This window comes from Pseudonocardia sp. (assembly GCF_050246655.1).
GTDB lineage: Bacteria > Actinomycetota > Actinomycetes > Mycobacteriales > Pseudonocardiaceae > Pseudonocardia.
Genome location: NZ_JBFWVQ010000037.1, coordinates 1 through 20,522, shown reverse-complemented (window position 1 = coordinate 20,522; position 20,522 = coordinate 1). Strand labels below are relative to the sequence as shown.

Below are 20,522 nucleotides of genomic sequence, written 5' to 3'. Positions count from 1 at the left end.
GGCCGCAACCCCGGGCTTGAGCCCCCCGCCCGACCGCCGCGGGCCACCGCGCCCGCCCCGCCGGGCCCCCCGCGGCGATGTGGGTGGCGCGCACTACCGTCGGAACGCACCCCACCAGCCCGAGGAGCACCCGTGGCGACCCCCGAACCCGTCGGCCTCGTCGTCGGCACCGCGGACTCGACGCCGCTGCAGTTCAGCGTCGGGCTCGCCCCGGAGCAGTACCTCCAGCTCGACGACGTGGTGGTCACGCAGCGCCCGGTACCGGGCGTCGGGGTGGTCACCACCTCGGGCGTGGTCACGGAGGTCCGGGCCCGCCACGAGGGCGCGACGTTCGGCTCGGACGTCTTCCTCATCGCGGACGGGGTGCTGCCAGCGCACGTGCAGGAGATCGCCGAGGTCACGACGACGCGGGTCGAGCCGGAGTGCTACGTCCCGCCGCTGCCGGGAGCACCCGCCCGCCGCGCGTCGGGCGAGGAACGGGCGGCGGCGCTGTACTTCGACGGGATGGAGGCGAAGGTCCCGGTCGGCCTGGGCCGCGACGGCGAGCCGATCTACCTCAACGCGGACTTCCTGGACGGCACCCGCGGCGGCCACGTCTCGATCAGCGGCATCTCGGGCGTCGCGACGAAGACGAGCTTCGCGCTGTTCCTGCTCTACTCGGCGTTCACCAGCGGGGCGCTGGGCCGCCGGTCGGTGAACGCGCGGGCCCTGGTGTTCAGCGTCAAGGGTGAGGACCTCCTGTTCCTCGACCACCGCAACACCCGCCTGGACGACGAGCAGCGCGGCCGCTACTTGCTGCTCGGCCTGCCCGCGGAGCCGTTCGGGTCGGTGGGGTTCTTCGCGCCGCCACTGCCGGAGGATCCGTCGGGCCGCCCGCACGTGACGGGGCGGACCAGCGGGATCACCCCGTTCTGGTGGACGATCGCCGAGTTCTGCCGCGACGAGCTGATGCAGTACGTCTTCGCGGACGTCGAGGACGAGCGCAACCAGTACACGATGGTGGTGCACCAGGTCGCGGCGCGGCTGAAGCGGCACGCGGTGGAGGTCGACCAGGGCGGGGTGGTGCTGGACGGGCGCACGCTGCGCTCGTACGAGCAGCTCGTCGACCACATCTCCGAGCAGCTCTCCGACGACGAGCTGCGCCGGGAGTGGGTGGGCTCGATCATCGGGACGGGCACGGTGAACGCGTTCCTGCGCCGCCTGCGCTCCAGCGTCCGCCCGCTGCGCTCGCTGATCCGCGGCGACCTCGCCCAGCTCGCGCGCCGGCAGGTGAGCACGGACGGGCAGCAGGTCACGGTCGTCGACCTGCATAACCTGCCCGAGCGCGCACAGCGGTTCGTCGTCGGCGTGGTGCTGGCGGCGGAGACGGCGCGCAAGGAGGCCGCGGGAGCGGACGGCCTGCTGTTCACGATGATCGACGAGCTGAACAAGTACGCGCCGCGGGAGGGGTCGAGCCCGATCAAGGAGGTGCTGCTGGACATCGCCGAGCGCGGTCGTTCGCTGGGGATCATCCTGGTCGGCGCGCAGCAGACGGCGAGCGAGGTGGAGCGGCGGATCGTCTCCAACTCCTCGATCAAGGTGGTGGGGCGGCTCGACCCGGCGGAGGCGGGACGGCCCGAGTACGGCTTCCTCCCGGTGTCGCAGCGGGCCCGCGCGGTGATCGCGAAGCCGGGGACGATGTTCGTCTCGCAGCCGGAGATCCCCGTGCCGCTGGCCGTCGAGTTCCCGTTCCCGGCATGGGCCACCCGGCTCGCGGAGTCGGGTGGGGGGCCGGTGCTCGCCAACGGGCACGACCCGTTCGGGCGGCTCCCGGCCGCGGCCGACGATGCACCGTTCTGACCATGCGGATCCTGCACACCGCCGACTGGCACGTCGGCAAGACGCTGAAGGGCCGCGGGCGGCTGGACGAGCACGAGCGCGTGCTGCGCGAGATCGTCGGGATCGCCAGGGAGCACGAGGTGGACCTCGTGCTCGTCGCGGGCGATCTCTACGACACCGCGGCGCCGAGCGCCCACGCGCAGAGCCTGGTGGTCCGCACCCTGCTGGGCCTGGCGCGCGACGCCCAGGTCGTGGCGATCGCGGGCAACCACGACCACGGCCCGGCTCTGGACGCCTACCGGCCGCTGGCGAGCGCGGCGGGGATCACGCTGGTCGGCGCCCCGCGCACCGCGGACAACGGCGGGCTGCTGCAGCTCACCGCGGGGGGCGAGCGGGCGAACGTCGCGGTGCTGCCGTTCCTGTCGCAGCGCTACGCCGTGAGCGCGGCCGAGCTGATCACTCGCACGCCGGGGGAGAACACCGGTGCGTACGACCAGCAGCTGCGCGACATCCTCGCCAACCTCACCGCCGGGTTCCGCGACGACGCCGTCAACCTCGTGACGGCGCACCTCACCGTGATCGGCGGGGGGTTCGGCGGCGGCGAGCGGGAGGCGCAGTCGATCTTCGAGTACGCGGTGCCCGCGACGGTCTTCCCCGTCGACGCGCACTACGTGGCGCTCGGGCACCTGCACCGCCGCCAGCGGATGGACGCCCCGTGCCCCGTGCACTACTCCGGTGCCCCGCTGGCCGTGGACTTCGGCGAGCAGGAGAACGAGCCGGTCGTCTGCCTGGTGGAGGCCTCGCCGGGTAGGCCCGCCCGGGTCACGGACATCCCGATCACCACGGCCCGGCGGCTGCGGACGCTGCACGGCACCGTGGCCGAGCTCGCGGCGCTCGCCGGGGACGTCGGCGAGGACTGGCTACGGGTGGTCGTCCGCGAGCCCGCCAGGGCCGGGCTGCGCGACGACGTGGTCGCCGCGCTGCCGAACGCACTGGAGGTGCGCATCGACCCGGAGTTCGCCGCGCCCACCGAGGCCCGGCCCCGCCCGTCGGGTGGCGCGGACCGCAGCCCCGCCGACCTCTTCGGCGAGTACCTGGCCGGCGCGGGCGTCGCGGACGCGCGGGTGGAGAAGCTGTTCGCGCGGCTGCTGGACGAGGTGGGCTGAGGATGGGGTGGGCCTGATGAGCGGAGCGGGCTGAGGATGGGGTGGGCCTGATGAGCGGAGCGGGCTGAGGATGGGGTGGGCCTGATGGGCGGAGCGGGCTGATGCGACCGGTGCTGCTGCGCATGGCGGGGTTCGCGTCGTTCCGCGAGCCCGCCACCGTCGACTTCCGGGGCGCGGACTACTTCGCGCTCGTCGGGCCCACCGGGTCGGGCAAGTCCACGGTGATCGACGCGCTGACGTTCGCGCTCTACGGCTCCGTCCCGCGCTGGGACGACCGGCGCACCGTCGCGCTCGCGCTGGCCCCGACCACCGCGCGCGCCACCGTCAGCCTGGTCTTCGACGCGGCGGGCGAGCGCTACGTCGTCGCCCGCGAGCTGCGCCGGGCGGCATCGGGCGCGGTGAACGTCAAGGGTGCGCGGCTGGAACGCCTGGTCGATCACGATGCCACCGCCGAGGAGGGTGAGCCCGCGGAGCCGATCGCCGAGGGCAGCCAGGTCAGCAGGCACGTCGAGGCGCTGCTCGGGCTCGGCTTCGAGGACTTCTGCACCTGTGTCGTCCTGCCGCAGGGCGACTTCGCGGACTTCCTGCACGCCGCCGCGAAGGACCGCCAGGAGAAGCTGGAGAAGATCCTCGGCCTCGGCGTCTACGACCGCGTGAAGCAGCGCGCGAACCAGGAGGCGAGTGCGGGCCAGCAGCGCGTCGAGCTGCTCGGGGAGCAGCTCGAACGCTACGCGGACGCCACCCCGGAGGCCGAGGAGCAGGCCGCGGCCCGGGTCGAGGCGCTGGAGGAGCTGGACCGGACGGTGACTGCGGCGGCCCCCGGGATCGACGCCGCGGCCGCCGAGCTGGCCCGGCAGGAGGCGGTGGCGCAGCGGCTGTGCGAGGAGCAGGGCCGGCTGCGTGCGCTCGCCGTCCCGGCGGCTGTCGCCGAGCTGGACGCTGCGCACCGGCGCGGGGCGGCGGCGGTGCGCGAGGCGCTCGCCGCGGAGCAGGACGCCGACGAGGCGGACACGGCCGCCCGGGACGCCCTCGCGGCAGGGCCGGACCGGACGGCGTTGCAGCGGTGGCGGGCCGCACAGGACGAGCTGGGTGCCACGCTCGACGGGCTGCCGGGGCTCGTCGAGGCGCTCGCGGCGGCGTCGGCGGCGCTCGCGGCGGCATCGGCGGACGCCGCCACGGCGCACGTCGCCCTGGAGGACGCCCGCAAGGCCCGCGACGCGACGCGGGAGGCGGCGGCGTCGGCCGCGGCCGAGGTGAACCGCCTGGCCGCCGAGCGCGAGCTGCTCGCCGTCCCGGACGGTCCGGGCGGCCTCGCGGACCTGGACGAGCGCCGCGCGGCGGCCGAGCTGGGCGCCCGCCGGGCCGCGCGGGAGCTCACCGCCGCGGAGGAGGCCGAGGCGCGGGCCAGGGCGGACGCCGGTGCCGCGCCCGCGCGGGCCCCGCTGGAGGAGGCGCGCCGCCGGCACGGGGAGCTGGCGGCGCTGCGGGAGCGGCGGACCCGCGCGGTGGCGGCCCGGACGGCCGCCGAGGAGGCCGCGGCCGCGGCGGGGGCGGCCACGGACGCCGCAGCGGCCCGGTGGGAGCAGGCCCGGGGACGGCTGGAGGCGCTCCAGCGCGCGGACGTCGCGGCGACCCTGCGGCCCGTGCTCGCGGTCGGCGAGGAGTGCCCGGTGTGCGCGCAGCGCATCGCGACCCTGCCACCGGAGCTGCCGGTGGCGGACCTGCACGTCGCTCGCCACGCCCTCGCCGCTGCCGAGGAGGAGCACGACGAGTGCCGGGGGGTGCACGGGCGGGCCGCGTCGACGCTCGCGGTCGCGGTGGCCGAGCTGGAGCGGCTGGACGGTGAGACCGTCCGGGTGGCCGAGCTGCTGCACGAGGCTGCGGGCGCGGCGGGACTGCTCGGGCCCGAACCGCAGGCGGGAGCATCCGGCGGCCCGGATCGGCCCGGATCCGGGCCCGGCGACACCGCCGACGGTCCGGCGGGGCCGGGTGAGGGCCCACGAGGTCGGGGCGCTGTCCCCGCTGTCCGCGCCGTGGCGGTCGAGGCGGTCGACGCCGCGCTCGTGGAGCGGGAGCGCGCGGACCGGGCCGTCGCGGACGCGGACACCGCGCTCCGGGCGGCCCGCCGCGCCCGGGACGCGGCGGCCGCGCAGGCCGAGGCGGCTCGCACGGCGGAGGCGGAGGCGATCGAGCGGCTGCGGGCGGCGCGGGAGCCGCTCGCCCCGCTCGGTGCGCCGACGCTGCCCGCCGGCGCACTGGCCGGCTGGCGGCAGCTGGCCGACTGGGTGCGGGCCGAGGCCGCCGCCCGGGACGAGGAGCTGGCTGCCGGCCGGTCGGCGTGGGTCGCGGCGGAGGCGGAGCAGGCCGACGCGGACGGGGCGTTCGCCGCGGCCGAGCGTGAGGAGGAGCGGCGGCGGCGGGCGGAGACCCGGGCGGAGCGCGCCGAGCAGGAGACCGACGGGCACGTCAGGCTTGCCGAGCGGCGCGCCGCGACGCTGCGGGCCGAGCTGGCGGGTGCCCCGTCACCTGCGGAGATCGCCGCCGAGCTGGCGCGGTCGTCCGCGCTGGAGCAGCGGGCCCGGACGGCGGCGGCCGCCCTGCGCGCGGCCCGCGTCGCCCGTCAGGAGGCGGAACGGGCCGTCGCGGACGTGGCGCGGCGGGTCACCGCGGCGTGGGAGGTGCTGCGCGGCGCGCGGGACCCTCTGGTGGCGCTCGGCGCGCCGGCCCTCGCCGGGGACGCCCTCGGCCCGGCCTGGGAGGGCCTGGTGACCTGGGCGGTCGTCGCCGCAGCGGCCCGCGACGCCGGGCTGGCGGAGGCCGAGGCCGCGATCACCCGGGCCCGCGACGAGCGGGCCCGCCTGGCCGGGCGCCTCGCGGATGCGCTCGCCGGCCGCGGGATCGACCCGGCGGACGTGGTCGCGTCACCCGGGACCGCGCTCGTCGATCCCCGCCGGGCCGCGCTGGCCGTCACCGCCGCACTGGGTACCGTCCGCGCGGCGCACGCCCGGATCGCCGAGCGCCGCGCCGACGCGGACCTGCTGCGGTCGGACCGCGCCACGGCGCTGGAGGAGCAGCAGGTCGCGCGGCTGCTCGGCCAGCAGCTCCGGTCGGACCGGTTCCCTCGTTGGCTGATGAACTCGGTCCTGGACACCCTGGTCGCGGACGCGTCGGAGATCCTCGCAGAGCTGTCCGGCGGGCAGTTCGCGCTGACCCACGACGACCGCGGCGACTTCCAGGTGATCGACCACGCCGACGCCGACACCCGCCGCCCGGTGAAGACCCTCTCCGGCGGGGAGACGTTCCAGGCGAGCCTCGCGATGGCGCTGGCGCTGTCCGGGCAGCTGGGCGGGCTCGCCGCCCGCAGCGCCACCCGCCTGGAGTCGATCTTCCTCGACGAGGGTTTCGGGACGCTGGACGAGTCGAACCTGGACATTGTCGCCACCACGCTGGAGACGCTCGCCGCGGGCGGCGACCGCATGGTGGGTGTCGTGACGCACGTGCCGGCGCTGGCCGAGCGGGTGCCGGTGAGGTTCGTGCTGCGCAGGGACGGGCGGACGTCGTCGATCGAACGGGAGGAGCGCTGATGCGGTTCCGGGTCGATCCCTGGGATCCGAGCTACGGCACGGGCCTGGACGCCGAGCTGGGCGCCTCGCACCAGGAGGTGGACGCGGCCGTCGAACGACCCGTGCAGGACTGGGCGCCGGTGCCACCCGACGCGCGGCTCGCCCCGCCGCCGGTCGTGCTCTTCGTGGACGGGGTGCGCCGGGTGGACGCGCAGGTCTGGCTGGACGAGCCGGTCGGCGCCGCGCCCGGGTTGTGCGCCTCGTACGCGGCCGGGGTGGTCCGCTGCGGGCCCGGTGGGGCGCGGCTGGACGCCACCTACGTGCGACGGGGGCTCTTCACGACCGCCGCCACGCCCGAGGACGTCACGACGACCGCCGGCACCTATCGGGCCGCGCGCGTCGTCGAGAAGCCCGGAACGGCACCGATGCAGCTGCTGTCGCTGGCCCTGCAGAACGCGCTGGGCGAGGTCGAGCTGTTCGCCGCGGCGGACGCGCGGGACCGGGAGCCCGGCGAGGAGGACCTGCTGGTCGTGGACGGCCCGCTGCGCGGCCGCCAGCACCTCGCGCGCACGATCGGGTTCGTCAAGACCCACCGCAGCGAGTACCTGCCACCGGAGCTGGGCGCCGTCGTGGCGCGGCTCGGCGCGGGCGAGCGCACGCCGGTGTTCCGGCTGGGGACGTCGTGGGAGCGCCACACCTGGTACCTGCGGCTGCCGTGCGCGGTGGACACGCCGTGGGCGGGCGTCGTCCGCGTGGAGTGCAGCGCCGATCTCCCGGCGGCGCAGGTCGCGACGCTCGCCTCCGTGAGCCAGGTGACCCTGCCGCGCTACGCCTCCACCGAGTACAAGGATTCCCGGGCCCCGCAGAACCTCTACCCGATCGCCGGGCTGGAACGCGGGCTGCGGCGGCGGATGGGGGAGCAGGCCCTCGTGTACCGGGCGCTGCGGCGGGCCGCGCTCGCCACCGAGCCCGAGGGTGCACTCACTCCGGTCCGGGGCTGACGGAGTGCACGCCCGCCCCGGGGGTCGGCCACCGAGCGTGCGCTGAGGCATGCCCGAGGCTGACGGAGTGCACACTCGCCCCGGGGGTCGGCGGCCGGTGCGGTGACTGCCCGCCCACTGGGTCGGCCGGGGTCGCCGCCCGGACCGGAAACCGCTCGGCCCGCCAGGGGCCGCGCTGCTAGCGTCGGGGCCATGTCCACAGGAATCTGGTCGCACAAGGTGCGTGCCGCCCGCTGACGGCGGCGCCCTCACCCTCACCTGATCCGCGCTCGCCGTCCCGGCCATCCGCCGGGCGGCCCACGCCTGCTGCCCGGCTCCCTCGCGAGCTGCGGAGTTCCTGTTGGCTTCCCTTCCCGAACCGTTCCTGCCGTCCCCCACGACCCTCGACGACCCGCTGCCCGCCGGCGAGCGCGCCCACGTGCGGGCGGACGACGTCGGCGTCACCCGCGGTGCGCGGCGCGTGCTGCAGCACGTCTCGATCACCGTCTCGTTTCGCTCCCGGCTCGCCGTGGTCGGCGAGAACGGCCGCGGCAAGACCACCCTGCTGCACGTCCTGGCCGGTCTCCTCGTCCCGGACCACGGCACCGTCACGCGCACCGGGACGATCGGCCTGGCCGAGCAGGAGCTCGCCGTCCGTCCGGGGATGACGGTCGCGACGCTGACCTCCGCGGCGCTGCGCCCGTCGCACGACGCGGTGCGCGCGCTGGACCGGGCCGCCCTCGACCTGGCCGACGGCAGCCCCGGCGCGGACGAGCGCTACGTCGCGGCGCTCGACGCGGCGACCCGGCTCGACGCCTGGGACGCCGAGCGGCGGGTCGACGTCGCCCTGGACGCCCTCGGCGCGTGCCCGGACCGCGACCGCGAGCTGAGCACGCTCTCGGTGGGGCAGCGCTACCGCGTCCGGCTGGCGTGCCTGCTCGGCGCCCGCCACGACATCCTGCTGCTGGACGAGCCGACCAACCACCTCGACGCCGACGGGCTGACGTTCCTCACCCGTCGGCTGCGCGACCACCCCGGTGGCCTGGCGTTGGTGAGCCACGACCGTGCGCTGCTGCGCGCCGTCGCCGAGCAGTACCTCGACCTCGATCCCAGCCGCGACGGACGGCCGCGCCTGTACGCGGGCGGCTATGACGCCTGGCAGGAGGGTCGCCGCCGCGAACGCGAGCGGTGGGTGCAGGAGCACGAGGAGCAGCAGGACGAGCACCGCAGGCTGACGGCGGCCGTGACGCAGGCCCGCGACCGGCTCCGCAGCGGGTGGCGGCCGGACAAGGGCACCGGGCGTCACCAGCGGCAGTCGCGGGCCCCGGGCATCGTCCAGGCCCTGCACCGGCAGCAGGACGCGCTCGCCGCACACCTGGTCACCGTCCCGGAGCCGCCGCTGCAGCTGCGCTGGCCCGACCTCGTCGTCCGGCGCGGGACCGGGCTCCTCCGTGCGCACGGCGTCGAGGTCGCCGGGCGGCTGGCCGGGCCGGTGACCCTGACCGTCGACGGCGGTGACCACCTGCTGGTGACCGGGCCCAACGGGGTGGGGAAGTCCACGTTGCTGGCCGTGCTGGCCGGGGCGTCATCGCCGACGGCGGGCTCGGTCAGGGCGCTCGCGGGGGCTCGCATCGCCCACGTCGCCCAGGAGGTGCCCGGCTGGGATCCCCACCGGACGGCGCGCGACCTGTACGAGCGCCGCGTCGGGCGGCTGGTGACGGACGGTGTCGTCCGCCCGGGGGAGGCCGTGCCGCTCGGATCGACGGGCCTGCTCGACCGGGCGGCGACCGCGACCCCGGTCGGGCGGATGTCGCAGGGCCAGCAGCGTCGGCTGCACCTCGCGCTCGCCCTCGCCGGGCGACCGAACGTCCTGCTGCTCGACGAGCCGACCAACCACCTCTCGCCCACCCTGGTCGACGAGCTGACCGCGGCGGTCGACGCCACACCGGCGGCGGTGATCGTCGCGACGCACGACCGGCAGCTGCTGCACGACCTCGCGGCGTGGCCCCGGCTCGACCTGGGGTGAGCAGGCCACCCCGCCGTGCGCCGGCGCGTGTCACGGTCGCGGAGGGGGTGCCGGGCCGACGGGCCGATCGCTCGAACACATGTTCCACGGTTCGCACAGAGCGAGTGGTGCTCGCACACGGCGCCGGCGGTGTGTGCCAGCGCCGCGGGGTGTGTGCGAGCGCCGCGGGGTGTGTGCCACGGTCGCAGCGCGGGTCGAGGGGTGCCAGCGCCGCGCGATATGTGTGACGGTCACCGGGCGTGCCACGGTCGCGGGTGTTGGGCCGACGGGCCGATCGCTCGAACACATGTTCGATGGTTCGCACAGAGCGAGTAGTGCTCGCACACGGCGCCGGCGCTGTGTGCCAGCGCCGCGGGGTGTGTGCCAGCGCCGCGGGTGTGTGTGACGGTCGCGGGGCGTGCGCCACCGCCGCGGGCCGCGGGGTGGGTGCCACGGTCGCCGGGCGTGCGCCACGGCGCGCGGGCGTGCCGTCCCGCGCCGGCGCGGGGGCTCACGACGGAGCGCCACCACCTGCGGCGACGGCGGGCGGCGACCGCCGGTAACCCTGCGGCGACACCCCGAAGCGGCGCTTGAACGCCACCGACAGGGCGAACGGGTTCGTGTACCCGACCTCGGTGGCCACGGAGGCGAGCGTGCGGTCCGTCCCGCGCAGCAGGTCCGCGGCCAGCGCGAGCCGCCACCCGGTGAGGTAGGCCATCGGCGGGGTGCCGACCTGCTCGCCGAAGCGGCGGGCGAACGTCGCCCGTGACACCGCCACCTCGCGCGCGAGCGTCTCCACCGACCACCCCCGCTCCGGGTGGCTGTGCATGAGGTCGAGCGCCCGGCCGATCACCGGGTCGTGCCGGGCCCGCCACCAGGGCGGGGCGTCCGCCTCCGCACGGGCGAACCACTCGCGCAGCGCGGACACGAGCAGGAGGTCGACCAGCCGGTCCAGCACCGCGTCCTGGCCGGGCGCCTCCCGGGCCATCTCGACGCGCAGCAGGTCCAGCAGCGGGGAGTGCCACTCGTCGGCGCGCAGCAGCACCACCGGCGGCATCGCGGTGAGCAGCTGTCCCGTGACCTGCGAGTCCCGCTCGTACACGCCGGTGAGCAGCACGGTGTCGCCGGGGGAGCCGGGTGCGGCGTTGCCCCACGTCCGGGTGCCGAGGAACCGGGTGAGCGAGAGGGAGCCGCCGGTCAGGCTGCGACACTCCTGGCCCGGCTCGATCGCGACCACCGGCGGGGTGCCGGGGTCGTCGGCGAGAACGAACGGCTCGGCCCCCTTCACCAGCAGGACGTCCCCGGTGCCGACCGCGACCTCATCGCCACCGCGCACCAGCCACGCCGAACCCGCCGCGACGACGGTGAGCGAGACGGCCGAGCGGTCCCGGATGAGGATCGACCACGGGGCGTCCAGCACGCAGCGCAGGAGGAACGCGCCGCGGGCGCTGTGCCCGTCCAGCATCGCGGTGACGGCGTCCACGCCCCGGAGACTACGCGGAGACCCTGCCGAGACTCTGCCGAGACTAGACGAACACGAATGCCGATGACCCGATCAGCCATGGAGAAGTCTCACCGGCGCTGGTGGCATCGGTGCCATGGAACCTGTCCTCGTCATCGGCCCCCACGGCACCACCGGCAGCCGCGTCGTCGAGCGCCTGCGTCGCCTCGACATCGGAGTACGCGGGGTGTCGCGCTCGACGCCCGTCCCGTTCGACTGGGAACGCCCCGCCACCTGGCCGGGTGCGCTGCGCGGCGTCCGGACCGCCTACATCACCTACCACCCCGACCTGTCCTTCCCGGGTGCCGCCGCGCGCGTCGGCGCGCTCGCCCGGGAGGCGGCGAGCCAGGGGGTCGAGCGCGCCGTGCTGCTCACCGGCCGTGGCGAGGAGGGTGCCCTGGCCAGCGAGGATGCGCTGCTGGAGGCGCTGCCCCGCTCGACGGCGCTGCGCTGCGCCTTCTTCGCCCAGAACTTCACCGAGGGCGCGCTGCGCGACGCCGTCGCCGAGGGTGTGATCGCGATGCCCGTCGCCCCGGACATCGTCGAACCCTTCCTCGACGCCGGCGACATCGCCGACGTCGCCGTCGCGGCGCTCACGCGGCCCGGCCACGAGGCGGCCGTGTACGAGCTCACCGGGCCCCGGTCGATGACGTTCGCCGAGGCCGCCGACGTGCTCGGCGAGGCCGCCGGACGACCGGTGGCGTTCGCGCCGGTGACGCCCGCCGAGTGGGTGGCGGGTGCGGTCGCGTCGGGCCTGCCCGAGCCGTTCGCCGCCGCCCTCGCCGACCTGTTCGGCGAGATCTTCGACGGTCGCAACGTCGCCACGTCCGACGGCGTGCAGCGGGTTCTCGGCCGCCCCGCGACCGGTCTCGCCGAGAGCAGCCGGGCGATCCGCACCGCCCCGCGGGCCTAGGCTGACCGCATGCAGGAGCGGGTGGGCCTCGTGCTCGCCGGAGCGGCCGCGCGCGGGCCGTACCAGGCGGGAGCGCTGTCCGTGCTGGTCCCGGCGCTGCGGGCGGCGGGGCACGAGCCGGTCGTGATCCTCGGGACGAGCTCCGGGGCGATCAACGCGGCGCTGCTCGCGCAGTTCGCCGACACCGGCGACGAGGCCGGCGCGCACGTCGCGGACGTGTGGGCCCGGTTCGGCCCGGTGTTCACCAACCCGCTCTACACGGCGTCCACGCTGCGGTTGCTGGGCCGTACGCTCGTCGCGGGCACCCCGGCGGAGGAGCTGGTCGGCCCGGCGGCGGCCCTGCTGGACACGGCGCCGCTGCACCGGCGCGCGGCCGAACTGTTCGACGGCGGGCGGGTGGCGGGCAACGTCGCCGCGGGACGTCCCCGCACCCTCGCGGTGGCCGCGACGACCTGCCCGACCGGCGGTGCGGCGGCCCGCTCGCGGCTGTTCGTACACGGCGAGCCGCTGCCTGCGGAGCTGACGGATCCGGCAGTGGACGTCGTCCCGGTCGCGACGATGTCCATCGAGTACCTCCTGGCCTCGGCGGCCATCCCCGTGCTCTTCCCGCCCGAGTACGTGTCCGAGCCCGCGGACGTCCGGGGCTGGTACGTCGACGGCGGGGTGCGGCTCAATGCCCCGCTCGGCGCCGCGCTCGCCGCGGGCGTCACGCGCGTGGTGGTCGTGTCGGGTCATTCGGCGGCCGTGCCGCCCCGGCCGGAGCCGGTCGACCCGGGCACCCGGCCGGACATGGCCGCGAGCACCGCCGTCTCCCTGCGGGCGGTGCTCGCCGACGCCCTCACCGACGACCTCCAGGCCCTGGGGCGGCGCAACCGCGAGGCGGAGCGGGGCTACCGCACCGTCCCGTACCTGCTGGTCGCCCCCGAGGACGGGGTGCTGGCGCGCATCGCCGCCGAGGTGTTCCGGCCCTCGATCCTGCCCCCCGACGCGTTCTGGGCGATCGGGCGCATCCTCGACGTGCTCGGCGACGGTCCGGGCCGCGACGAGCTGCTGAGCCTCGTCCTGTTCGATCCCGAGTACGCGGAGCAGCAGCTCACGCTCGGCCGCGTGCACGCGCAGCAGGCCCTCGCCGCCGGCTGGCGCCTCGACCCCCCGGGAGCCCCGCGATGACCCGGCTCGTCGATCCCGCCACCGGCGAGGCCGTCGGGACGGTCGCCCCGACGAGCGTCGAGGAGACCGACGCCGCGATCGCCCGCGCCCATGCCGCGTTCCCGGCGTGGCGGGCCGTCGCACCGGGCGACCGGGCACGCCTGCTCCGGCGGTTCGCCGACCTCGTCGACCAGGACGTGGACACCCTCGCCGACCTGGAGGTCCGCAACAGCGGGCACACGATCGGCAACGCCCGCTGGGAGGCGGGCAACGTCCGCGACGTCCTGCACTACTACGCCGGTGCCCCCGAGCGGCACAGCGGCCGCCAGATCCCGGTGGCGGGCGGCGTCGACGTCACGTTCCTCGAACCGCTCGGGGTCGTCGGCGTCATCGCGCCCTGGAACTTCCCCATGCCGATCGCGTCGTGGGGGTTCGCCCCCGCGCTCGCCGCGGGCAACACCGTCGTCCTCAAGCCTGCCGAGCTCACCCCGCTCACCGCGCTGCACCTGGCCGGGCTCGCCCGCGAGGCGGGCCTGCCCGAGGACGTGTTCCAGGTGCTGCCCGGGCGCGGCGGCGTCGTGGGGCAGCGGTTCGTGGACCACCCGCTCGTGCGCAAGATCGTGTTCACCGGGTCGACCGAGGTCGGACGCGCCGTGCTCGCCGGCTGCGCCCCGCAGCTCAAGCCGGCGACGCTGGAGCTGGGCGGCAAGTCCGCGAACATCGTCTTCGCCGACGCCGATCTGGAGACGGCCGCCGCCACCGCCCCGGACGCCGCGTTCGACAACGCGGGCCAGGACTGCTGCGCCCGCTCCCGCGTGCTCGTCCAGCGCTCGGTGCTGGACCGCTTCCTGGAGCTGCTCGAACCCGCCGTCACCGGCTTCCGGGTGCGCGACCCGCGCGACCCCGACGCCCAGATGGGCCCGCTCATCTCCGCCGCGCATCGCGACACCGTCGCCGGTTTCGTCCCGGACGGCGCCCCGGTCGCGTTCCGGGGCACCAGCCCGGACGGCCCGGGCTGGTGGTTCCCGCCGACGGTGCTGCTGCCACCGTCGCCTGCCGACCGCGTCGCGGTCGAGGAGATCTTCGGCCCGGTGATCGTCGTGCTGCCGTTCACCGACGAGGACGACGCGGTCCGGATCGCCAACGACAGCGAGTACGGCCTGTCCGGCTCGATCTGGACCCGCGACCTCGGCCGCGCCCTGCGGGTCGCGCGCGGTGTCGAGAGCGGCAACCTCAGCGTGAACTCGCACTCGTCGGTGCGCTACTGGACCCCGTTCGGCGGCTACAAGCAGTCCGGCCTCGGCCGTGAGCTCGGCCCGGACGCCCTGGAGGCGTTCAGCGAGGTGAAGAACGTCTTCCTCGCGCACTGAACGGCCGGGGGAGCCGGGTTACGCGGCGGCGCGGAAGCCCCGCAACCGCAGGCTGTTCGCCACCACGAACGCCGAGCTGCACGCCATCGCCGCCCCGGCGATCATCGGGTTCAGCAGGCCGGCCGCGGCCAGCGGCAACGCGGCGACGTTGTAGGCGAACGCCCAGAAGAGGTTCCCCTTGATCGTCGCGAGCGTCCGGCGGGACAGGCGGACCGCGTCGGCGGCCGCGCGCAGGTCGCCGCGCACGAGGGTGATGTCCCCAGCCTCGATCGCGACGTCCGTGCCGGTGCCCATGGCGAGCCCGAGATCGGCCTGGGCCAGCGCGGCGGCGTCGTTCACCCCGTCGCCGACCATCGCCACGACCCGGCCCTCGTCCTGCAGGCGTTTCACCACGTCCACCTTCTCGGCGGGCAGCACGTCGGCCACGACGTCCTCCGCCGCGACCCCGACCTGCGCGGCGACGTGCCGGGCCGCGGCGGCGTTGTCGCCGGTGACGAGCATCGGGCGCAGCCCGAGACCGCGCAGGCGTTCGATCGCCTCGGCCGAGGTCGGTTTCACGGTGTCCGCGACCACCAGGACGCCGCGGGGGGTGCCGTCGACCGCGACGGCGACGGCGGTGCGCCCCGCATCCTGCGCGGCCGTGACCGCTCCCGCGAGCGCCTCGGGGAGGTCGTGCAGCTGCGGGCGGCCGAGCTCGACGACGTGGCCCTCGACGGTGCCCGTCACGCCGAGGCCCTCGCGGTTGGCGAACCCGGAGACCGCGGGATGCGCACCGGTCCGCTCGGCGGCGCCGGCGGCGATCGCGGCGGCGATCGGATGTTCCGACGCGTGCTCGACCGCGCCCGCGAGGCGCAGCAGCTCGTCCTCGGCCATCCCGTCGGCGTGCGTCCCGACCAGCGACATCCGCCCCGCCGTCACGGTGCCGGTCTTGTCCAGGACGACGGTGTCGACGCGGCGGGTGGACTCCAGGACCTCGGGGCCCTTGATGAGGATGCCCAGCTGGGCGCCCCGGCCCGTCCCGACCAGCAGCGCCGTGGGCGTGGCCAGGCCGAGCGCGCAGGGGCAGGCGATGATCAGCACGGCGACGGCCGCGGTGAACGCCGCCGCTGCGCCGCCGCCCGTCCCGAGCCAGAAGCCGAGCGTCGCCACCGACAGCGCGATGACGATCGGCACGAACACCCCGGACACGCGGTCCGCGAGCCGCTGCACCTCGGCCTTGCCGGACTGCGCGTCCTCCACGAGCTTCGCCATCTGCGCGAGCTGGGTGTCCCCGCCGATCCGGGTGGCACGCACGACCAGCCGGCCGCCCGCGTTCACGGTGGCGCCGGTGACGGCGTCGCCCGGTCCCACCTCGACCGGCACGGACTCGCCGGTGAGCATCGACGCGTCCACCGCCGACGTGCCCTCCTCGACGGTGCCGTCCGTGGCGATCTTCTCGCCGGGGCGCACCACGAACCGGTCGCCCACCGCGAGGCGCTCGACGGGCACCCGCTCCTCGCGGCCGTCACGCAGCACGGCGACGTCCTTGGCGCCCAGCTCCAGCAGCGCGCGCAACGCCGCACCCGCCCGCCGCTTGGCGCGGGCCTCGAAGTACCGACCGGCCAGGATGAACGTCGTGACGCCGGCGGCGACCTCCAGGTAGATCTGGCCCGCCCCGTCCGCGGGGGAGATCGTGAGCTCGAACGGGTGGGTCATCCCCGGCATGCCGGCGGTGCCGAGCAGCAGCGCGTAGAGCGACCAGCCGAACGCGGCGAGGACGCCAATCGAGATGAGCGTGTCCATCGTCGCCGCGCCGTGGCGCAGGTTCGTCCAGGCCGCGCGGTGGAACGGCAGCGCTCCCCACACCGCCACCGGTGCGGCCAGGGTCAGCGAGATCCACTGCCAGTAGGTGAACTGCAGGGCGGGCACCATCGCCATGGCGACCACCGGGACCGCGAGCACCGCCGAGACGACGAGGCGGTCGCGCAGGGCGCGCGTCTCGTCGTCTCCGGTGCCCGTGTCGGTGCCGCTGTCGCCGCTCGCGGCGGGCTCGGCCGAGCGGGGCGGTGGCGGCAGCACCGCGGTGTACCCGGCGGCTTCGACGACCGCGACCAGCTCGGCCGGGTCGGTCCCCGCGGGGGCGTGGACACGGGCTTTCTCGGTGGCGTAGTTGACCGATGCGGTGACGCCGTCGAGCTTGTTGAGCTTGCGCTCGATGCGGTTCGCGCAGGAGGCGCACGTCATCCCGCCGATGGACAGCTCGATGGTCGTGCCGTCCGGCAGGGTGCGGGTCCGGGGTGGCGCCGGCGCATCCGTCACGTCCGTCACGTCCGATACATCCGACACATGGGTCGCGTCGGTCACGACCGCACCAGCCGCGCGATCGCCGCACTCGCCTCGGCGACCTTGGCCTCCGCCACCGGGCCGCCCTCGGAGACGGCCTCGGTCACGCAGTGGCGCAGGTGCTCGTCCATCAGCCCGAGCGCGACGGCCTGCAGCGCCTTGGTCACCGCCGATACCTGGGTGAGCACGTCGATGCAGTACTGATCGTTCTCGATCATCCGGGCGATGCCGCGGACCTGGCCCTCGATCCGCCGCATACGGTTGAGGTAGGCGTCCTTGTCCTGCGCGTAGCCGTTCATGCGCGTTCCCTTCGGCTCGGCGGCGTACGCGACGATACCACTGGGGGGTATCTGTTCGCGTGTGACGTGGACCGCTCCGCGCATCCGATCACGGGTTGTCACCAGTCAGGATCCGCCACTCGGGATGGTGATACTCCGATCGGGGCGATCCGTCACCCGACGTCGGGGTGCCTCGTTGAGCGGCCGGGAGAACACGGCGGAGGTGGTGGATGGGCGGACATGGCGTCCGCCGCGCGCGGCGGGACCGCGCGCGGGCGGGTCGGCTCGGGATGGTGATCGGGACACTCGGGGCCGCATCGGCACTCGGGTTCGCGACGGTCGGGGGTGTCGCAGCCGCCCATCCGGCATCCCCGCCCGCCCTGGTCCCGGGCACGCCGTGCACCGTCGTCGCCCGGGCCTGCGTCGACCGCGCGGAAGGCGTCGCCTGGCTCATCGACGACGGCGTGGTCACCTTCGGTCCGGTGCTGGTCAGCACCGGTGCGGCCGAGGAGGAGACCCCGACCGGCACGTTCCGCGTCGAGTGGAAGAACCTCCACCACATCAGCGGCGAGTCCGGCGTGCCGATGCCGTTCTCGGTGTTCTTCGCACCCGGCGGCATCGCCTTCCACCAGGGTTCGATCTACACCGAGTCCGCCGGATGCGTCCGGATGAGGCGCGACGACGCACGGCGGTTCTACGAGACCCTCGCCGTCGGCGACCAGGTCGAGGTGCGCGGGGTGGAGCACCACGACTGACCCGACGCCGGTCCCGGCAGGTCGGGGTGTGGCGCCACTGACCGCCCCCCGCCCACCACCGGTCGGGCGAACCGACGGGGGTGGCGTCCGGAGGAAAACCGCTGGGCGCGGCAGGTCGCGCCCTGGCCGATCCCGGCGGACCGTGCGGACCCTGGGCGGCCGATCGTCCGATCGGGCGCGGTACTGTCCCGACTTCCGACGATGTGCGGAGGGACCGATCGAATGGTCGACACGAGGTCCGTCGCCCCGGAGGAGGACGCCCTCCTCGACGTGACCCAGCGCCTGACGCGGCAGATCGAGCAGCAGCTCGCCCAGCTCCGGCGTCTGCGCGAGCGCGCCCGTGCGGAGGGCCCGGTCCCGGCGATCCTCGGCGACCTGGAGCACGTCACCCGGCGCATGCAGCGCGACGGGGAGCGGCTGCGGATCCTCTGCGGTGCCCGCGCGTCCGTCGCCGGCGCGCGCAGCGTCGCGGACGTCCTGGGTGATGCCGCCGCGGCGGCGTCCGAGCCCGTCCGCGTCACCGTCCGGCCGGCCCCCATCGCCACGGTCTCGGCGCTGGCCTCGGTCGAGCTCGTCCACGTGCTCGCCGAGGTCCTCGACTCCGCACTCGCCGGCACCGCGCTCGACGTCACCCTCGGTGCGCGCCTCGGCCCTGCCGGGCTCACCGTCGACGTCGTTCCGGACGGCCCGACGCGCGACCGGGGGCCGATCCCCGTCGCCGAGGCGCTCGCGCGGCGCACCGCCACGGGCGTCCAGCTGCACCGCCCGGACAGCGCAGCCGAGTCCGGGCCCTTCGCGATCGTGCTGTGCCCGTCGGGGGAGCTCACGGTCCCGCTGCAGCGCCGCCCGGACGTCGACGACGCCACGCGCCTGGAGTCCCTGCGGTCGCGTCGGCCCGATCCGCTCACCGATCCCCTTCCGCCGGAGGGCACGCAGCCCGCCGAGGACGGCCCGCTCGCGGCGCGTGCACCGCGCGGACGCTCCGGGTCGCCGCTCGGGCAGAACATGTTCGGCGTCCGCTCGGCCGGCTCGGCGGGTGGGTCCGCGCTCTTCGGCCGCTCGGGCGAGGGGGGCGTGCGACGCAACGGGAACGGCGGGGGCGGCGCAGCCAACGGGAACGGCCGAGGCGGCCCGCACGGGGCCGTCGCCCAGCCCGCCGCCCCCGGTGCGGTGAGCGCGGTGGGCTCGGCGGGCCGCAACGCCGATGCGGCGGGCTCGGTCACCACGCCCGAGGCCGGTCCGGTTGCCCCCGCGGAACCCGACCGGCCGGCGGACGCGCCCGGCCCCGTCGTCGACCTTCCGTCCGGCGCCGAGGCGCTCTTCGGCCCCCTGCCCGGCGGCGGCCGCGACCCCGTCCAGACACCGATCTACGAAGCAGTGGCGTCCGCGTGGTTCCGCGAGGGCGGCACCGCGGCGGACTGGGAAGCCGCCGGCGACGTCGAATGGCAGGCCGCCACTGCCCGGGCCGCGTCCACAGGTGGCGAGCAGGCCGACACGACGGCGTCGGGCCTGCCACGTCGCCGGCCCGGCCGCCAGATGGTCACGCCTCCGCTGCGCCGCTCCACCGCCGCGCAGCCCCGGGAGAGCAGGGCCTCGGAGGAACGCGAGCCCGAACGGGTCCGCGAACGCCTCGACGGCTACCAGCGCGGCCTGCGCCAGGGGCGGCACCGCGCGGGCGAGTCCGATCCCCCCGCGGGACGCTCCGCCCGCTGGGCCTGACGACCGCTCGACTGGCGGGCAGCGGCCACCTCCCTCAGCATCGTGCTCGGCGGGAGGTGGACCGTGAGCACCAGGTCGTGGGACGCGTGGCGCTGCGGCGAGCTGCTCGGTGCAGCCACCGGGACCGAGGTACGGCTCACGTGGTCGGGCCGTCCCGGCACGGGAGCCTGGAGCGGATGGGTCGTGCAGTGGCACGACGGCCCGACCGAGGCGCAGATGCGGGCGACGGCGGCCGAGTTGCTGGCCGTCGGCGTGGGCCCGCCGGCGGACGAGCTGAGCTACGGCCGCTGCCTGACCGCCGAGGGCGAGGCGGTCGCGCTGCTGCTGTGGCTCGCAGCGCATCCGCGGGCGCTGCGCAGCGTCGGGGCCGTACACCTGGTCGCGGCCCGCGACGAGGTCCCGTACCCGGAGCGGGCCGACGACGACACCCGGGCCCGCGCGGTGGAGCTGCTCGCCCGCGGGGGCGGCAGGCTCGGGTACGAGGTGCTGCGCGAGCTGGCCCGGCACGCCCGCTGCGGCTGGGCGGAGGTCACGGCGTGGCTGGACGGCCCGGTGGCCCCGGTCGTCGATCTCGGGGCGGAGCGGGCCCGGCGCCGTGGCACATCGCGGCGCAGGAGGCGGTTCTGAGCCCCGTGGTCGTGCGAGCGGCGGGGGTGCGCGCTTCGCAGGGGTTGGGCTCCTGCTTCGCAGGGCTTGGGTGCGGTTCGCAGGGGCTGCAGCGTTTGCGAGGGGTGTCGGGGGTCTGCGCCGCCCGGCCGCGCCCCGCCTCGCAGGGGTCGGGTGCGCTTCGCAGGGGCTGCAGCGCCTGCGAGGGGTGTTGGGGGTCTGCGCCGCCCGGCCGGGCCCGCCTCGCAGGGCTCGGCGCCCGCCTCGCAGGGGTCGGGTGCGGTTCGCAGGGGCTGCAGCGTTTGCGAGGGGTGGCGGGGGTCTGCGCCGCCCGGCCGCGCCCCGCCTCGCTGGGGGCGGGTGCGCTTCGCAGGGGC

The 20,522-nt window shown here is 76.1% G+C and carries 14 protein-coding genes; 11 read left to right on the top strand and 3 right to left on the bottom strand.

What is annotated here, in order from left to right:
• Positions 1-132 precede the first annotated feature (132 nt).
• The 5 genes from AB7J25_RS14205 (at position 133) to AB7J25_RS14185 (ending at position 9,553) form a co-directional block, all read left to right on the top strand.
• Entirely contained in the window at positions 133-1,839 is a 1,707-nt protein-coding gene (locus tag AB7J25_RS14205) for an ATP-binding protein (RefSeq protein WP_428509038.1), read from the top strand.
• A gap of 2 nt (positions 1,840-1,841) precedes the next feature.
• Positions 1,842-2,984: an exonuclease SbcCD subunit D gene (locus AB7J25_RS14200; protein WP_428509036.1), complete on the top strand. Its 1,143-nt coding sequence runs from the start codon at positions 1,842-1,844 to the stop codon at positions 2,982-2,984.
• 101 nt (positions 2,985-3,085) lie between these two features.
• On the top strand, positions 3,086-6,568 hold the full coding sequence (locus AB7J25_RS14195) for an AAA family ATPase (RefSeq protein WP_428509034.1): 3,483 nt from the start codon (positions 3,086-3,088) through the stop codon (positions 6,566-6,568).
• Positions 6,568-7,548, top strand: a complete 981-nt coding sequence (locus tag AB7J25_RS14190; protein WP_428509032.1) for a hypothetical protein — start codon at positions 6,568-6,570, stop codon at positions 7,546-7,548. The genes AB7J25_RS14195 and AB7J25_RS14190 overlap by 1 nt, the downstream gene beginning before the upstream one ends.
• 364 nt (positions 7,549-7,912) lie before the next feature.
• A complete protein-coding gene (locus tag AB7J25_RS14185; protein WP_428509099.1) occupies positions 7,913-9,553 on the top strand; it encodes an ABC-F family ATP-binding cassette domain-containing protein in 1,641 nt (546 codons plus the stop codon).
• A 490-nt stretch (positions 9,554-10,043) separates the two neighbouring features.
• Here AB7J25_RS14185 and AB7J25_RS14180 read toward each other — a convergent pair whose 3' ends face one another.
• Positions 10,044-11,015, bottom strand: coding sequence for a cupin domain-containing protein (locus AB7J25_RS14180; protein ID WP_428509030.1), 972 nt, complete (start codon positions 11,013-11,015; stop codon positions 10,044-10,046).
• Between the two features lie 115 nt (positions 11,016-11,130).
• On the opposite strand from AB7J25_RS14180, the gene AB7J25_RS14175 reads away from it, so the two are divergent.
• From AB7J25_RS14175 to AB7J25_RS14165, 3 genes are read left to right on the top strand one after another with little or no spacing between them, the layout of a single operon-like run.
• Positions 11,131-11,946 (top strand): NmrA family transcriptional regulator, encoded by an 816-nt coding sequence (locus AB7J25_RS14175; RefSeq protein WP_428509028.1) that lies wholly within the window; start codon positions 11,131-11,133, stop codon positions 11,944-11,946.
• Positions 11,947-11,955: 9 nt separating this feature from the next.
• A complete protein-coding gene (locus AB7J25_RS14170) occupies positions 11,956-13,116 on the top strand; it encodes a patatin-like phospholipase family protein (protein WP_428509026.1) in 1,161 nt (386 codons plus the stop codon).
• On the top strand, positions 13,113-14,465 hold the full coding sequence (locus tag AB7J25_RS14165; protein WP_428509024.1) for an aldehyde dehydrogenase family protein: 1,353 nt from the start codon (positions 13,113-13,115) through the stop codon (positions 14,463-14,465). Before AB7J25_RS14170 ends, AB7J25_RS14165 begins: the two co-directional genes overlap by 4 nt.
• A gap of 18 nt (positions 14,466-14,483) precedes the next feature.
• Here the strand turns inward: AB7J25_RS14165 and AB7J25_RS14160 are convergent, their stop codons facing one another.
• Positions 14,484-16,688 carry a heavy metal translocating P-type ATPase gene (locus AB7J25_RS14160; RefSeq protein WP_428509098.1) on the bottom strand — a complete coding sequence of 735 codons (2,205 nt, stop codon included), beginning with the start codon at positions 16,686-16,688 and terminating at the stop codon, positions 14,484-14,486.
• 116 nt (positions 16,689-16,804) lie between these two features.
• Complete coding sequence (locus AB7J25_RS14155; protein ID WP_428509022.1) at positions 16,805-17,086, bottom strand: metal-sensitive transcriptional regulator; 282 nt, start codon at positions 17,084-17,086, stop codon at positions 16,805-16,807.
• Positions 17,087-17,295: 209 nt separating this feature from the next.
• On the opposite strand from AB7J25_RS14155, the gene AB7J25_RS14150 reads away from it, so the two are divergent.
• The 3 genes from AB7J25_RS14150 to AB7J25_RS14140 all read left to right on the top strand — a co-directional run bounded on the left by AB7J25_RS14150 (position 17,296) and on the right by AB7J25_RS14140 (position 20,166).
• Entirely contained in the window at positions 17,296-17,820 is a 525-nt protein-coding gene (locus AB7J25_RS14150) for a L,D-transpeptidase (RefSeq protein WP_428509020.1), read from the top strand.
• Positions 17,821-18,042: 222 nt separating this feature from the next.
• Complete coding sequence (locus AB7J25_RS14145; protein WP_428509018.1) at positions 18,043-19,539, top strand: hypothetical protein; 1,497 nt, start codon at positions 18,043-18,045, stop codon at positions 19,537-19,539.
• A 63-nt stretch (positions 19,540-19,602) separates the two neighbouring features.
• Positions 19,603-20,166 carry a hypothetical protein gene (locus AB7J25_RS14140; RefSeq protein ID WP_428509016.1) on the top strand — a complete coding sequence of 188 codons (564 nt, stop codon included), beginning with the start codon at positions 19,603-19,605 and terminating at the stop codon, positions 20,164-20,166.
• The last annotated feature ends 356 nt before the right edge of the window (positions 20,167-20,522 follow it).